Source organism: Cellulosimicrobium cellulans (genome assembly GCF_006539945.1).
Classification (GTDB): Bacteria; Actinomycetota; Actinomycetes; order Actinomycetales; family Cellulomonadaceae; genus Cellulosimicrobium; species Cellulosimicrobium cellulans.
In genome coordinates this window covers 21247-36147 of the sequence record NZ_BJNZ01000033.1, presented here as the reverse complement: position 1 = coordinate 36147, position 14901 = coordinate 21247, and the positions used below count along the sequence as shown (strand labels likewise).

Here is a 14901-nt window from a genome sequence, read left to right as displayed (position 1 = left end):
CCCGTGGAAGCATCGGACGTCGCAGGCGACCTCGAGAACATCCTGCTCACCGAGGAGCAGCTCGGTGCGCGGCTCGACGAGATCGCCGCGCAGATCGACCGCGACTACGCGGGCAAGGACCTCCTGCTCGTCGGCGTCCTCAAGGGTGCCGTCATGGTCATGGCGGACCTCGCGCGCCGCCTGCACAGCCACGTCGAGATGGACTGGATGGCGGTCTCGTCGTACGGGTCGGGCACCAAGTCCTCGGGCGTCGTGCGGATCCTCAAGGACCTCGACGCCGACCTCACGGGCCGCAACGTGCTCATCGTGGAGGACATCATCGACTCGGGCCTCACGCTCTCCTGGCTCCTGTCGAACCTGCGCTCGCGCGGTCCGGCGTCGGTCGAGATCGCGGCGATGCTGCGCAAGCCCGACGCCGCGAAGACGGACGTCGACGTCCGGTACGTCGGGTTCGACATCCCGAACGAGTTCGTCGTGGGCTACGGCCTCGACTACGCGGAGAAGTACCGCAACCTGCCGTTCGTCGGGACGCTCGCGCCCCACGTGTACTCGAGCTGAACGGGAGGCGGGGACGCCCGTCGCCGCGATGGTGCGACGGCGTCCCGCGTCCGGGCGCCGTGGCGCCCGCGCCCAGGGGACGTGGGCCACGCCCTGGGCGAACAGAGGCGTGATCCCCAGCAGGCGTCAAGGTCCAGAGTGTAGTTTCGAGCCCGAACACTTGCGCGAGCGGAGGGATCCGGGGCGCACGCCCCGTCGCCGATGAACATCAAGAAGATTCTCAGTGGGCCGATCGTCTGGATCGTCCTGGGCCTCGTGATCCTGTGGATCGCGTTCGCGACGCTGTCGCGCCCGACGGTCCAGCGCATCGACACGTCCCAGGGCCTCGAGCTGCTCTCGGGCGACACGGTCGAGCAGGCCCTCATCGTGGACGGCGACCAACGCGTGCGTCTCACGCTGTCCGACGACTACGTGGTCGACGAGGGCACGGACACCGAGGAGAACAAGGGCAAGAACGTCGAGTTCTACTACGTCCAGCCCCAGGGCGAGGCGGTGGTCGACGCGGTCGTCGCGGCGGAGCCCAAGGACGGGTACAACTCCGAGGTCGCGCAGCCGTCGTTCTGGTCGTCCCTGCTCGGCCTGCTCATCCCGTTCCTCATCATCGGCGTGCTGTTCTGGTTCCTGCTCTCGCGCATGCAGGGCGGCGGCTCGCGCGTCATGGGCTTCGGCAAGTCGCGCGCCAAGCTGGTCTCCAAGGACACCCCGCAGGTGACGTTCGCGGACGTCGCCGGTGCGGACGAGGCGGTCGAGGAGCTCCACGAGATCAAGGAGTTCCTCGCGGAGCCGGACAAGTTCCAGGCCGTCGGCGCCAAGATCCCCAAGGGCGTGCTCCTCTACGGCCCGCCCGGGACCGGCAAGACGCTGCTCGCGCGCGCCGTGGCCGGCGAGGCGGGCGTGCCGTTCTACTCCATCTCCGGCTCGGACTTCGTCGAGATGTTCGTCGGCGTCGGCGCGAGCCGCGTCCGCGACCTGTTCACCCAGGCCAAGGAGAACTCGCCCGCGATCATCTTCGTCGACGAGATCGACGCCGTCGGCCGTCACCGCGGTGCCGGCATGGGAGGCGGGCACGACGAGCGCGAGCAGACGCTCAACCAGCTCCTCGTCGAGATGGACGGCTTCGACGTCAAGACGAACGTCATCCTCATCGCGGCGACGAACCGTCCCGACATCCTCGACCCGGCGCTCCTGCGCCCGGGCCGCTTCGACCGCCAGGTCGCCGTCGAGGCGCCGGACCTCAAGGGCCGCGAGGCGATCCTGCGCGTGCACGCCCAGGGCAAGCCGATCGTCCCCGAGATCGACCTCGCCGCGGTCGCGCGCCGGACGCCGGGCTTCACCGGCGCCGACCTCGCGAACGTGCTCAACGAGGCCGCGCTCCTCACCGCCCGCAGCGGCGCGCAGCTCATCGACGACCGCGCGCTCGACGAGGCGATCGACCGCGTCGTGGCCGGGCCGCAGAAGCGCACGCGCGTCATGAACGTCAAGGAGCAGAAGATCACGGCGTACCACGAGGGTGGGCACGCCCTCGTCGCCGCGGCGATGCGCTACACGGACCCCGTCACCAAGGTGACGATCCTGCCGCGCGGCCGCGCGCTCGGGTACACGATGGTCATGCCGACCGAGGACAAGTACTCGACGACGCGCAACGAGCTGCTCGACCAGCTGGCCTACGCGATGGGCGGGCGTGTCGCCGAGGAGCTCGTCTTCCACGACCCGACGACGGGCGCCTCGAACGACATCGAGAAGGCCACGGCGATCGCCAAGAAGATGGTCACCGAGTACGGCATGAGCGAGCGTGTCGGCGCGATCAAGCTGGGCACCGGCTCGGGCGAGCCGTTCATGGGTCGCGACATGGGTCACACGCGCGACTACTCCGAGTCCGTCGCGGGCACCGTCGACCACGAGGTGCGCAAGCTCGTCGAGGCCGCGCACGACGAGGCGTGGGAGGTGCTCACGCAGTACCGCGACGTGCTCGACGCGCTCGTGCTCGAGCTCCTCGAGAAGGAGACGCTGAACCAGGCGGAGCTCGCGCGGGTCTTCGAGCCGGTCGTCAAGCGCGATGCGCGCGACGTGTGGCTCTCGAGCGAGCAGCGCTCCGTGTCCCAGCGCGGGCCCGTCCTCACGGACGCCGAGAGGGTGGCGCAGAACGGTGCCCCGGTGATCCCGCAGGACGAGGCCGCGGCCGCGAACGACGAGCTGCCGCCCGAGCGCATCGGCGAGGTCCCGGCCGACAGCCCGCTCGACCGGGCGCTCGGCCGCGACGGCACGGTCGACGCGACGGACGTGCGCGAGCCGGGGCAGGACTGATGGGCACCTCCACGCACCCTGCTCCGGGCACGGGCGCCGCACCGACCGCCATCACGCGGGCTCGTGCGGCCGAGGACCTGCGCGCCCCGGCGGACGTGCCGCCGTACGACCAGGAGCGCGCCGAGGCCGCCGTCCGCGAGCTCCTGCTCGCGGTGGGGGAGGACCCGGACCGCGAGGGCCTGCGGGACACCCCCGCCCGCGTGGCGCGCGCGTACCGCGAGATCTTCGCGGGCCTGCGCCAGGAGGCCGCGGACGTCCTCACGACGACGTTCGACCTCGGCCACGAGGAGATGGTGCTCGTCAAGGACATCGAGGTGTACTCGACGTGCGAGCACCACCTCGTGCCGTTCCACGGCGTCGCGCACATCGGCTACATCCCCAACGTCGACGGCCGCATCACCGGTCTGTCGAAGCTCGCGCGACTCGTCGAGGTCTACGCGCGCCGCCCGCAGGTGCAGGAGCGGCTCACGTCGCAGATCGCCGACGCGCTCGTGGAGCACCTCCAGCCGCGCGGTGCGATCGTCGTCGTCGAGTGCGAGCACCTGTGCATGTCGATGCGTGGCGTGCGCAAGCCGGGGTCACGCACGGTGACGTCGGCGGTGCGTGGCCAGATGCGCGACGGCGCGACGCGGGCCGAGGCGATGAGCCTCATCCTGGGGCGCTAGTCCCGTGGACCGCTTCGTGGTCGCCGGGCTCGAGGAGCTGGCCGACGTCGGCCGGACGCTCGTCATGGGCGTCGTCAACGTCACGCCGGACTCGTTCTCCGACGGCGGCGAGTGGTACGAGCCCGACGCCGCGATCGCGCACGGGCGTGAGCTGCTGGGCGAGGGCGCGGACATCCTCGACGTGGGCGGCGAGTCGACCCGGCCCGGTGCCGGGCGCGTCCCCGTCGAGGCGGAGCTCGCGCGCGTGCTGCCCGTGATCTCCGCGCTCGCCGCGGAGGGCGCGGTCGTCAGCGTCGACACGACGCGCGCCGTCGTCGCCGAGCGCGCGGTCGCGGCGGGGGCGCGGATCGTCAACGACGTCTCCGGCGGGCTCGCCGACCCGGCGATGGCCGACGTGGTCGCGCGCACCGGCGTCGCGTACGTGTGCATGCACTGGCGCGGTCACGCCGACGTCATGGACGACCTCGAGGACTACGACGACGTCGTGACGGACGTGCGCGACGAGCTCGCGGCGCGCGTCGAGACCCTGCTCGCTGCGGGGGTGCGGCGCGACCAGGTCGTCCTCGACCCGGGCCTCGGGTTCTCGAAGGCCGGGTCGTCCAACTGGCCCCTGCTCGCCCGCCTCGACGAGCTCGAGGAGCTCGGCCTGCCGGTGCTGGTCGGCGCGTCCCGCAAGCGGTTCCTGGGGCACCTCCTCGCGAGGTCCGACGGGCGGCCCGTGCCGCCCCTGCTGCGCGACGACGCGACCGCCGCGATCACGACGCTCGCCGCCGCCGCGGGCGCGTGGTGCGTGCGGGTCCACACCGTCCGGGCGTCGGCCGACGCCGTGCGCGTCGCGGCGGCATGGTCCCGCGCGGCCGAGGCAGGGTCGGGTCCGCGGGACGGGAGCGTGGGCGCGACCGACCGACCGAGGACCGGGAGCGACTCGACGGCGCGGCCCACGACCTAGCAGGATGGGTGACGGGCCCCGCGGCGCGGCCGGCCCGGCGCAGCACGACACACGTAACGAGACACGGTGCCGAGAGGTCCGTCCGCCCGACCGGCGGGCGGCGACGGAGCACCGGACGGGAGCACGACGTGACCACAGCGTTCGCAGGAGCGGTCCTCGACGCGGACGGACGGCCGTTCGACCGGATCCGGCTCACGGGCCTGAGCGCCACGGGGCATCACGGCGTCTTCGAGCACGAGAAGGTCGAGGGCCAGCTCTTCCGCGCCGACATCGTGCTCCACCTGGACACGCGCGCCGCGGCGAGCGGGGACGACCTCGACCAGACCGTCAGCTACGCGGGCGTCGCCGAGGACGTCGTGGCCGTCCTCGCGGGCTCGCCCGCCGATCTCGTCGAGACGGTGGCCGAGCGCATCGCAGCGACGATCCTCACGCACGACGAGGTCGTCGCGGTCGACGTCGCCGTGCACAAGCCGCAGGCGCCGATCACGGTCCCGTTCGAGGACGTCGAGGTCGTCATCCGCCGCGACCGCGTCGTCGTGCCGGTCGTCGCGCCGCTCTCCCGCCGGTCCGAGCAGCTCGTCGCGCCGATCCCCGTGGGCTCGGTCGCGCCCGCCCTCATCCACGGTGTCGGGGACGCCCCGGTCGCCGAGGAGCGGGTCGAGCTCGCCCCGGCGCCCGACGTCATGCCGCCGAGCATCCCCCCGGGCGCGACCGCGGTCCCCCTCGAGCCCTCGTCGCCCGAGCCGGGGCACGAGGTCGCGGGAGACTCCTCCGACCTCGACGACGAGCGCGACGCCACGCGCGAGGCCCCCGTGGTGCCCGGGCCGGCCGCACCGGCGTACGAGGAGCCGACGGACGCCGCGCCCGCCCCCGAACCGGCCCCCGCGCCGGAGCCGTACGACGCGCTGCTCGAGGCCTCGTCACCCCCGGCGCCCGCCGAGCCCTCCACGGAGGGCCAGCCGGGCGCAGGCCCGGTGCCGACGCCGGCCGAGGCGCCCGAGCAGCCGGGGCCCGTCCTCTCCGCCGCCGCACCCCTCGCGGAGCTCGAGCCGGAGCCGGTCCACGACCAGGCGCCCGCGGCTCCTGCCGAGCCGCTTCCCGCGCCCTTCGCCGAGCCGACGTACGAGTCGGCGTACGAGGGACATGATGACGCGGCACCCGAGGTGCCCGTCGCCGCCGCCCCGGTCGCGGCGGCAGCGCCCGACGCCGGTGCCCCGGTCGCGTCGTCCGAGGAGCCTGCCGCGCCGGTCGCCGCCCCGGAGGAGATCCTCGCCCCGCCCGTCGAGCACGACCGCATGGACGACGTGCCCGCAGGCTTCGTCGAGGTGGTGCTCGCCCTCGGGTCGAACCTCGGCGACGCCCAGCAGACGCTGCGCGACGCGATCACCGACCTCGACCGGATCTCCGGGCTCGAGATCACCGAGGTCTCGCCGCTCGCGCGGACGGCGGCGGTGGGCGGTCCCGACCAGCCCGACTTCCTCAACACGGTCCTGCTCGCCCGCACGCGCCTCTCGGCCCGTGACCTGCTGCACGCGTGCCAGGCCGTCGAGCAGGCGCACGGCCGGGTGCGCGACGAGCGGTGGGGGCCCCGCACCCTCGACGTGGACCTCATCGTGTACGGCACGCTCACGGCCGTCGCCGACGACCTGGAGCTGCCGCACCCCCGCGCCCACGAGCGGGCGTTCGTGCTCGAGCCGTGGTCGCAGATCGACCCGGACGCGGTGCTGCCCGGCCTCGGTGGGGGTCCGGTCGCCGCGCTCGCGGCGACCGCGCCCGACCGCGGCGGCATCCGGTGGCTCGCGCTGGACTGGCTGACCGACGCGGCCCCCGAGCCCACGGGCGCGGTCCCGCTCGCGACCGGAGGCTCGGACGCGGCCCCCGTGCCCGCGCCCGCGGAGCCCGTGGTCTCCGACGACCCGTACCGGCAGCCGTCGGCCGACGCCGTCCCCGGACCGCACGAGGCGCCGTCGACGTCCGGGCCGGTCGGCGTCCTGGCGGTCCCGGAGGACGTCCCCGGACCGGCCGGGCCCCAGCACCCGCCCGTCCCGCCGCACCAGGCGCTGCCCCAGCGACCTGCCGCGCCGCAGCAGCCGCTGCCCGCGCAGCCCGTGCCGCCGCAGGAGCCCTCCGCCCCGGGCGCGGTGCTCCCCGTCGCCCCGCCGCAGGCCGCGATCCCGCCGCAGGCGGTCCCGACGGAGCCCACCGTGGCCCGCCCGGTCTTCGCCCCGGTGTCCGACGGCGTGGCGCCCTCGGTCGAAGGCGCCCCGACGGTCGTCCCGGACGGTTCGTTCGGCTCGCACGAGGCCGGGTCGCCGCATGTCGCACCGTTCCCCGGCCCGTCGCACCGTCCGGCGGCGCTGCCCGACCCCGAGCCGCCGGCGCAGGACGGCGGGCAGCCCTCGGAGCCGGCAGCCCCCGCCTTCCCCGCCTTCGCGCCCGTCCGCCCGGCAGAGCCCCCGGTCGCCGTGCACCCGGCGGTGGCGGTCCCGCCCGCGCAGGCCCCCGCCGACCCGGCCGACGACGGCATCATCCGGTCCGTGCCGTTCGCCCCGGTCTCGGGGCCCGGCCAGTCGCCGGCCCAGCAGCCCGCCCACCCAGCGGCTCAGCAGTCGGCCCAGGGGTCGGCGCCCGGGCCGCTCGCCGACGCGTCGCTGCACCCGGCGACCGACCCGTGGCCGCCGTTCGGGCCGGTCTCGGGCGGCGCGCACGACGCCCAGCGCTGATGCGGCGCACCTCGGTCCGCACCCTGCTGCTCGTGGCCGTCGCGACGGCGGTCGTGGGCTGGTTCGTCGTGCGGCTCCTCCAGGGCCGCGGCACGCACCTGCCGGCGGTGCCGTGGATCGTCGACGTGGCGGTCGTCGCGCTCGCGGCGGCGGTGTTCTGGGCGGGGTGGACCGTCCGCGCCTACCAGCGGGGCAAGCGGCCCTCGCTCGACGCGATCCGGGCGGCCCGCACGTTCGTGCTCGCCAAGGCCGCAGCTCTCACGGGCGCCCTGCTCGCGGGCTGGTACGGCGCGCAGGTGCTCGTGGCCCTGCCCGACCTCTCGATCGAGGCGCAGCGCGACCGCGCGGTGGCGGCGGGGGTCGCGGTCGCGTGCGCGGTGCTGCTGGCCGTCGTCGGGCTCGTGGCCGAGCGGTTCTGCCAGCTCCCGCCCGACGACCGTGGCGAGGGCCGCGAGGGCTCGACGACGCGCGAGGACCCGGAGACACCGGGCGCGAGCACGCCCGCCTGACGCTCCGCGCTCCGCGGCGTGACCGCGCACCGCGATCTGCCGGCACGGGCAGCGCCCCGGCCGGGCGTGACGCGCGACACGCGACCCCGGGCGCACCGGGACGGGATGGGAGAATCGACGCATGACCGACCCTGCACGGGACCTGGACGCCCGCGGCACCGGCCCCTTCGACCCGCCCGGCATCGAGTGGACGCGCGTGTCGCCCCGGCTGATCACCGCACGCCTGCTGTCGGTCGGCATCACGCTCGCGGTGCCGGCCGTCGCGGCGATCGTGCTGGCGATCCTCTTCCCGCACTGGTGGCAGTGGCTCGTGCTCGGGGTGCTCGTGCTCCTCGGGCTGTGGGCGCTCGTGCTCGTCCCGCGCCAGGTGCGCGCGATCGGGTACGCCGAGCGCGACGACGACCTGCTGATCCGCCACGGCATCATGTTCCGCCAGCTCGTCGTCGTGCCCTACGGCCGCATGCAGTACGTCGACGTGCAGGCCGGGCCGCTCGCGCGCAAGCTCGGCATCGCGCAGGTGCAGCTGCACACGGCGTCCGCGTCCACGGACGCGACGATCGACGGCCTCGAGCCCGCCGAGGCGGAGCGCCTGCGCGACCGCCTCGCGTCGCGCGGCGAGGCGAGGCTGGCGGGCCTGTGAGCGAAGCACCGGCCACCGACGACCTCGTGTGGCACCGGGTGCACCCGGTCACCCCGCTCGTGCGCGGCTGGACCGTCATCGCGGTGCTGCTCGTCGTCGTCGGGCAGCAGACGCTCAACGGGCTGCCCGAGGGGGAGAACCTCCTCGAGGGGAACCGCTGGTGGGTGATCCTCCTCGGCATCCTCGCGGTCGGGCTCGTGGGGCTGGGGTACTCGGCGCTCGCGTGGCGCATGACGAGCTACGCGGTCGACGACGAGTCGGTCCACCTGCGCACCGGCGTGCTGTTCCGGCAGCAGCGCAAGGCACGGCTGGACCGGCTCCAGGCGGTCGACGTCGTGCAGCCGCTCCTCGCGCGGTTCTTCGGCCTCGCGGAGCTCAAGCTCGAGGTCGCCGGGGGCGCGGACTCGGGCGTGAAGCTCGGCTTCCTCAAGGAGGTCGAGGCCAACCGGCTGCGCAACGACCTCCTCGCGCGCGCCGCCGGCCTGCGGGTCGCGCGCGAGCGTCCGGCCGGCGTCCCGACGGCGGTCGCGGAGGGGAGCGCGACGGGCGTCGGGGCCACGTCCCCGGCGGCCGACCCGAGCGCCCCGTCGACGGCGCGGCCGGTCGGCGGAGCGGCCGCGGGCGACGAGGTGCTGGTCGCCCCGGAGGCGCCCGAGCAGCCGGTCACCGCGGTCGGTCCGGGGCGGCTCGTCGCCTCGCTCGTGCGGTCGGGCGCGACGGTCGGCCTCGTCCTCGGTGTGCTGGGGATCGCCGGGGTCGTCATCGGCACGCGCGAGATCGGGGTGCTGTTCAGCGCGCTGCCCGCGGTCCTCGGGTTCGGCGGCTTCCTCTTCTCCCGGTTCTCCGGCGAGTTCGGCTTCCGCTCGGCGATCTCGCCGGACGGCATCCGCCTGCGGCACGGCCTCCTGGAGACCCGGTCGCAGACCATCCCGCCCGGCCGCGTCCAGGCCGTGCGGCTGCGGCAGGGACCGTTCTGGCGCGGGCCGGACTGGTGGCGGGTCGACGTCAACGTCGCGGGCTACGGCGTGAGCTCCGACGGGTCGGACACGACGAGCGTGCTCCTGCCCGTCGGGACGCGCGACGAGGCGCTCGCCGCGCTGTGGCTCGTGCTGCCCGACCTGGGCACGTCCGACCCGCGAGCCCTCCTCGACGAGGGCCTGTCCGGTCTCGACGCGGGCGAGCACTTCACGGTGACCCCGCGGCGCGCGCGACTGCTCGACCTCGTGTCGTGGCGGCGCAACGGCTTCACGGTGACCGACCGCGCGCTCGTGCTGCGCGGCGGGCGGGTGTTCCGCAGCCTCGTCGTCGTGCCGCACGAGCGGACGCAGTCGCTCGGGCTGGAGCAGGGCCCGCTGCAGCGCCGGTTCGACGTCGCGACGTTCGCGGTGCACTCGACCCCCGGCCCGGTCTCGCCGAAGGTCTGGCACCTCGACTCGGGCGACGCCGCGCGCCTCCTCGACACGCAGGCCGAGCGCGCCCGCGAGGCGCGTGCCCACGCCGGCCCGGAGCTGTGGATGCGGCGCGACGACGTGCCCCTGGTGCCCGCGGCCGAGCCCGACCCCGTGCCTGGTGCGGAGACCGCCGAACGCCGGGCCGAGGACGGGGAGCGGCCGTGAGCGCGGCGGGCGCGCGGCCCGGGCGTCTCGGCGTGGGCGTCGTGGGGGCGGGGCGCGTGGGTGCGGTCCTCGGCAGCGCGCTGCGCGCCACCGGGCACGCGGTCGTCGGCGCGAGCGGCGTGTCCGACGCGTCGCGCGAGCGCATCGAGACTCTCCTGCCGGGCGTGCCGGTGCTCGAGGTCACGCAGGTCGTGGAGCGCGCGGAGCTCGTGCTCCTCGCCGTGCCCGACGACGCGCTGGGCGACCTCGTCCGTGGCCTCGCCGACGTCGGGGCCTGGCAGCCGGGGCAGATCGTCGTGCACACGTCCGGTCGTTACGGGACCGCCGTGCTCGATCCGGCCCGCGCCGCCGGCGCGATCCCGCTCGCGCTGCACCCCGCCATGACGTTCACCGGCACGTCGCTCGACCTCGCGCGGCTCGAGGGCACGACGTTCGCCGTCACCGCGCCGGGGCCGGTCCTGCCGATCGGGCAGGCGCTCGTGGTCGAGCTCGGCGGGGAGCCCGTGGTCGTGGCGGAGGAGTCCCGCGGGCTGTACCACGCGGCCCTCGCGCACGGTGCGAACCACCTCGTCGTGCTCGTCGCGCAGGCTGCGCAGGCGCTCGAGGCCGCAGGCGTCGACCAGCCCGGTCGGGCGCTCGCCCCCCTGCTGGCCGCCGCGCTCGACGGTGCGACCCGCGGTGCCGACGCCGGCGCCGAGGCGGGCACCGGGGCGGGGGCGGGCGCGCTCCTCGGCCTCACCGGCCCCGTCGTGCGCGGCGACGTCGGCACGGTGCGCGAGCACCTGGACGCCTTGGAGGCGCTCGCCGCGACGAGCGACGCGTCCGACGTGCCGCCGTCGTACCGTGCGCTGGGCCGCGCGGCGACCCACCGGGCGCTCGCGGGCGGGCGCCTCGACGAGCAGACCGCCCGCACCCTCCTCGACGCGCTCGGGGAGGGGACCGGCACACCGCCCCACGACGCGACGCACACCCCGCCCCACGACGCGCCGCACGACGACGAAGGAACGGCATGACCACCACCCCCGCCCCGGGCGTCCCCTCGACGCCCCGGCCGGACGCCCCGCGCGTCGCGACGACGCGCGCCGACCTCCGCGCCGCGCTCGACGGCTGGGCCGCCGCGCACCCGGGCGCGCGCCGCGCCGTCGTCATGACGATGGGCGCGCTGCACGCCGGGCACCTCGAGCTCGTGCGCCGCGCGCGGGCCGAGGTCGGCCCGGACGGGCAGGTCGTCGTCACGGACTTCGTCAACCCGCTCCAGTTCGGTCCCGGCGAGGACTTCGAGCGCTACCCGCGCGACGTCGCGGCCGACGTCGCGCTGCTCGCCGCCGCGGGCGACGACGTCGCGGTGGACGTCGTGTTCGCACCGGCCGTCGAGGAGCTGTACCCGGACCTCGGACCGGCGGAAGGAGGCGCCGGCCCGATCGTCCGGGTCACCGCGGGCCGGATCGGCACCGTGCTGGAGGGCGCGTCGCGGCCAGGTCACTTCGACGGCGTGCTCACGGTCGTGCTCAAGCTGCTCCACCTCGTGCGGCCCGACGTCGCGGTGTTCGGCGCCAAGGACGCGCAGCAGCTCCTCGCGGTCCGGCGCCTGGTCGCCGACCTCGACGTGGACGTGGAGATCCTCGCGGTGCCCACGGTGCGCGAGGCCGACGGGATCGCGCGCTCGTCGCGCAACGCCTACCTGTCGCCCGCGGAGCGCGACGAGGCGCTCGCGCTGAGCCGCGCGCTGCGCGCCGGTCGGGACGCGGCGGACGCGGGCGCCGACGCGCCGGGCGTCCTCGCCGCCGCGCGGGGAATCCTGGACGCCGCCGAGGGCGTTGACCTGGATTACGTGGTGCTCGTCGATCCCGCTACCGTGGAGGACCTGGCGCCCGGCGCCGTCGGCCCCGGGCTCCTCCTGGTCGCGGCGCGCGTGGGCACCACCCGTCTCATCGACAACGCGGCCGTCGAGATCGCGCCGCCCGCGACCCGGGCCGCCGACCCCGCCGACCGTGCCCCCGCACCTGGAGGTACCGCGTGACCGCGCAGACCCCGTCGAGCCCGCAGCGTCGTCCGGCGTCCTTGCAGCGCCCCATGATGATCGGCAAGATCCACCGCGCGACGGTGACGCAGGCCGACCTGCACTACGTCGGCTCGATCACCGTGGACGCCGACCTGCTCGACGCCGCGGACCTCTACCCGGGCCAGCAGGTCGACGTCGTGGACGTCACCAACGGCGCGCGCCTGACGACGTACGTCATCCCGGGCGAGCGCGGCGCCGGTGAGGTGTGCATCAACGGCGCCGCCGCGCACCTCGTGAAGCCGGGCGACGTCGTCATCCTCATCGCCTACGGCATGCTCGACGACGCCGACGCGCGCACCTACCTGCCGAACGTCGTCTTCGTGGACGAGCAGAACCGGATCGTCGAGCTCTCGGACGAGCCCGGCCTCGTGCCCGCGGGCCACGGTCTCGAGGCGAGCGGCCTGCCGTTCGCCCCGTTCCGCGGCGCGGGCGACGGGGTCGACACGGGCAGGACCGCGTCCGTGGTGCGCCCCGCGTGAGCGGGCGCGGCGGGTTCGTGGCTCCCGTGCTCGCCCGGACCCTCGCCGCCCCGGCACCCGGCTGGACGACGACGACGGACGTCGTCGTCGTCGGGTCCGGCATCGCGGGCCTCACCGCGGCGCTCGAGCTGCGCACGCGCGTGCCGCGCGTCCTGCTCGTCACCAAGGGCGAGCTGTCGTCGGGCTCGACGGTGTGGGCGCAGGGCGGCATCGCAGCGGCGCTCGACCCCGAGGACTCGCCCGAGGCGCACCTCGCGGACACGCTCGTCGCAGGCGTCGGGGTGTGCGACCCGGCCGCGGTCGAGGTGCTGGTCACCGAGGGGCCGGCGCGCGTGCGCGAGCTCGTGGCGCGCGGCGCGAACTTCGACCGCGCCGAGAACGGCGACATCGCGTTGACCCGCGAGGGCGGCCACCACGCGGACCGCATCGCGCACGCGGGCGGCGACGCGACGGGGGCCGAGATCTCGCGCGCGCTCGTCGCGCAGCTCGACGCGGTGCGCAGCGACCCGGGCATCGAGGTCATCGAGAACGCGCTCGTGCTCGACGTCCTCACGGGAGAGGGGCCCGACGGCGCGCCGCGCGCGTGCGGGGTCACGCTCCACGTGCGCGGCGAGGGCACGCGCGACGGCGTCGGGGCGGTGCTCGCGCGTGCGGTCGTGCTCGCGACCGGGGGAGTGGGCCAGGTGTTCCGCTCCTCGACCAACCCGCCGCAGGCGACGGGCGACGGCATCGCGGCGGCCCTGCGCGCGGGCGCGACGCTCGGCGACCTCGAGTTCGTCCAGTTCCACCCGACGGTCCTGTGGCTCGGGCTCGGCGCGCGGGGCCAGCTCCCGCTCATCTCCGAGGCGGTGCGCGGGGAGGGCGCGATCCTCCTCGACACCGACGGCCACCGGTTCATGCCGGCGCAGCACCCCATGGCCGAGCTCGCGCCGCGCGACGTCGTCGCGCACGCGATCGTGCGGCAGATGGCTGCCACGGGCTCGGACCACGTGCTGCTCGACGCGCGACACCTCGGCGCCGACTTCCTGCGCTCGCGCTTCCCGACGATCACCGAGCGGCTCGCGGAGAACGGTCTCGACTGGACCGAGGAGCCGGTCCCCGTGGCGCCCGCCCAGCACTACCACTCGGGCGGCGTCGTGACCGACCTGCACGGGAAGTCGACCGTCGACGGGCTCTACGCCATCGGCGAGGTCGCGTGCACGGGGGTCCACGGTGCCAACCGGCTCGCGTCCAACTCGTTGCTCGAGGGCCTCGTGTTCGCTCACCGCGCCGCTCGCCAGATCACCGACCGGGTCGCGGCGGGCGAGCTCGAGCCGGTCGAGCCCGTCCGACGTCCCGGCCCGTCGGCGCTCGTCGCGGCCGCGGCGCGCTCGCGGATCCAGTCGATCGCCTCGGCCGGTCCCGGCGTGATCCGCGACGGCGCCGGTCTCGCCGCCGCCGCGGCCCGCCTCGCCGCGGTCCGCACCGACGCGCACGAGGCGAGCGACGTCGTCGCGCAGCCGCAGGCCGCGGAGTGGGAGACGACGAACGTGCACCAGGTCGCGACCGCGCTCACGGCGGCGGCGGCGCTGCGCACGGAGAGCCGCGGCGGCCACTTCCGCACCGACTTCCCGGACACCGACCCGGCGTGGGAGCGCCGCGTGCTCGTCTCCCTCGACGCTGACGGGGCGCTGCGCGTCCGCTGACGAGTCCTCGCCTCCCGCCGCGGACGGCCCGGGCGACGCGAACCGCGGGAGGACCACACCCATGTCGTGCTCGGCGGCGGAGGCCGGACCGGTGCATCGGGCTGCCGAGGTCGGTCCGCCCTTGTCCCCTGGGATGTGCCCGACGAGCGGAGGCCGGCAGTGACGGACGGGTGGTCCGCCGCGATCGTCCTGGTCGGCCTCGTCGGGTGGACACTGCTCGCCGACGTGTGCTGGGGCGCGGAGGAGCGGCTCGCCGGATGGTGGGTGGCCCGCGCCCGATCGCGGGGCGCGTGGGCCGGCCCGTGGTCGTTCCTCGTCTCGATGACGGCGCTCGTGGGCTACGGCCTGGTCGTCTGGCTCGGTGAGGTCCTGGCAGCGACGCTCGACAGCCCCACATCGGTGCTGCTCGTCGTCGTGCCGGCGGCGCTCGCCTACTCGCCCTTCGCCGTCACGACCGCGCCGCTGAGCCCGAGCGGCTACCTGCGGTGGCGAGCCTCGCTGGAGTCGGCCGGCGCCGACACGCGTGAGCAGCGGAACATCGCGTGGTGGGCGGGGCCACCGTCCCTCCTCGGGCTGGGCGCGATCGTCCTCACGCTGTTCCAGGGCCTCCTGGGCTGATCGGGGACGGCGGCCTGCGCCCGTGCGGGGCACCCCGAGGCTCGGTGCGCTCGCGACCCGATACCGTGGGTGATCGTGAGCAGCCACGTCGAG

General features: G+C 75.6%; 13 protein-coding genes. All 13 read left to right on the top strand.

From position 1 onward, the window contains the following. The first annotated feature begins 3 nt into the window (after window positions 1–3). The 13 genes from hpt to CCE02nite_RS18195 all read left to right on the top strand — a co-directional run bounded on the left by hpt (window position 4) and on the right by CCE02nite_RS18195 (window position 14808). Entirely contained in the window at window positions 4–558 is a 555-nt protein-coding gene (gene hpt, locus CCE02nite_RS18260) for a hypoxanthine phosphoribosyltransferase (protein WP_047233909.1), read from the top strand. Between the two features lie 201 nt (window positions 559–759). Next, complete coding sequence (gene ftsH / locus CCE02nite_RS18255) at window positions 760–2862, top strand: ATP-dependent zinc metalloprotease FtsH (RefSeq protein WP_141391026.1); 2103 nt, start codon at window positions 760–762, stop codon at window positions 2860–2862. Beyond that, window positions 2862–3527, top strand: a complete 666-nt coding sequence (gene folE, locus CCE02nite_RS18250) for a GTP cyclohydrolase I FolE (protein WP_255318956.1) — start codon at window positions 2862–2864, stop codon at window positions 3525–3527. Before ftsH ends, folE begins: the two co-directional genes overlap by 1 nt. A 64-nt stretch (window positions 3528–3591) precedes the next feature. Next, the gene (gene folP / locus CCE02nite_RS18245; RefSeq protein ID WP_141391046.1) at window positions 3592–4476 is read left to right on the top strand and encodes a dihydropteroate synthase; all 885 of its coding nucleotides are present in this window, start codon (window positions 3592–3594) and stop codon (window positions 4474–4476) included. Window positions 4477–4604: 128 nt separating this feature from the next. Beyond that, window positions 4605–7199 carry a 2-amino-4-hydroxy-6-hydroxymethyldihydropteridine diphosphokinase gene (gene folK / locus CCE02nite_RS21115; protein WP_255318955.1) on the top strand — a complete coding sequence of 865 codons (2595 nt, stop codon included), beginning with the start codon at window positions 4605–4607 and terminating at the stop codon, window positions 7197–7199. After that, entirely contained in the window at window positions 7199–7708 is a 510-nt protein-coding gene (locus CCE02nite_RS18230) for a DUF3180 domain-containing protein (protein ID WP_141391025.1), read from the top strand. The genes folK and CCE02nite_RS18230 overlap by 1 nt, the downstream gene beginning before the upstream one ends. Before the next feature lie 121 nt (window positions 7709–7829). Continuing rightward, window positions 7830–8348, top strand: a complete 519-nt coding sequence (locus CCE02nite_RS18225; RefSeq protein WP_141391024.1) for a PH domain-containing protein — start codon at window positions 7830–7832, stop codon at window positions 8346–8348. Further along, the gene (locus CCE02nite_RS18220) at window positions 8345–9964 is read left to right on the top strand and encodes a PH domain-containing protein (protein ID WP_141391023.1); all 1620 of its coding nucleotides are present in this window, start codon (window positions 8345–8347) and stop codon (window positions 9962–9964) included. Before CCE02nite_RS18225 ends, CCE02nite_RS18220 begins: the two co-directional genes overlap by 4 nt. After that, window positions 9961–10977, top strand: coding sequence for a Rossmann-like and DUF2520 domain-containing protein (locus CCE02nite_RS18215; RefSeq protein WP_141391022.1), 1017 nt, complete (start codon window positions 9961–9963; stop codon window positions 10975–10977). Before CCE02nite_RS18220 ends, CCE02nite_RS18215 begins: the two co-directional genes overlap by 4 nt. Then, the gene (gene panC / locus CCE02nite_RS18210) at window positions 10974–11984 is read left to right on the top strand and encodes a pantoate--beta-alanine ligase (protein WP_141391021.1); all 1011 of its coding nucleotides are present in this window, start codon (window positions 10974–10976) and stop codon (window positions 11982–11984) included. The genes CCE02nite_RS18215 and panC overlap by 4 nt, the downstream gene beginning before the upstream one ends. A gap of 53 nt (window positions 11985–12037) precedes the next feature. Next, the gene (panD, locus tag CCE02nite_RS18205; protein WP_141391044.1) at window positions 12038–12505 is read left to right on the top strand and encodes an aspartate 1-decarboxylase; all 468 of its coding nucleotides are present in this window, start codon (window positions 12038–12040) and stop codon (window positions 12503–12505) included. Continuing rightward, window positions 12502–14190 carry an L-aspartate oxidase gene (locus CCE02nite_RS18200; RefSeq protein WP_141391020.1) on the top strand — a complete coding sequence of 563 codons (1689 nt, stop codon included), beginning with the start codon at window positions 12502–12504 and terminating at the stop codon, window positions 14188–14190. Before panD ends, CCE02nite_RS18200 begins: the two co-directional genes overlap by 4 nt. Window positions 14191–14349: 159 nt before the next feature. Continuing rightward, a complete protein-coding gene (locus CCE02nite_RS18195) occupies window positions 14350–14808 on the top strand; it encodes a hypothetical protein (protein WP_141391019.1) in 459 nt (152 codons plus the stop codon). Window positions 14809–14901: the final 93 nt, after the last annotated feature.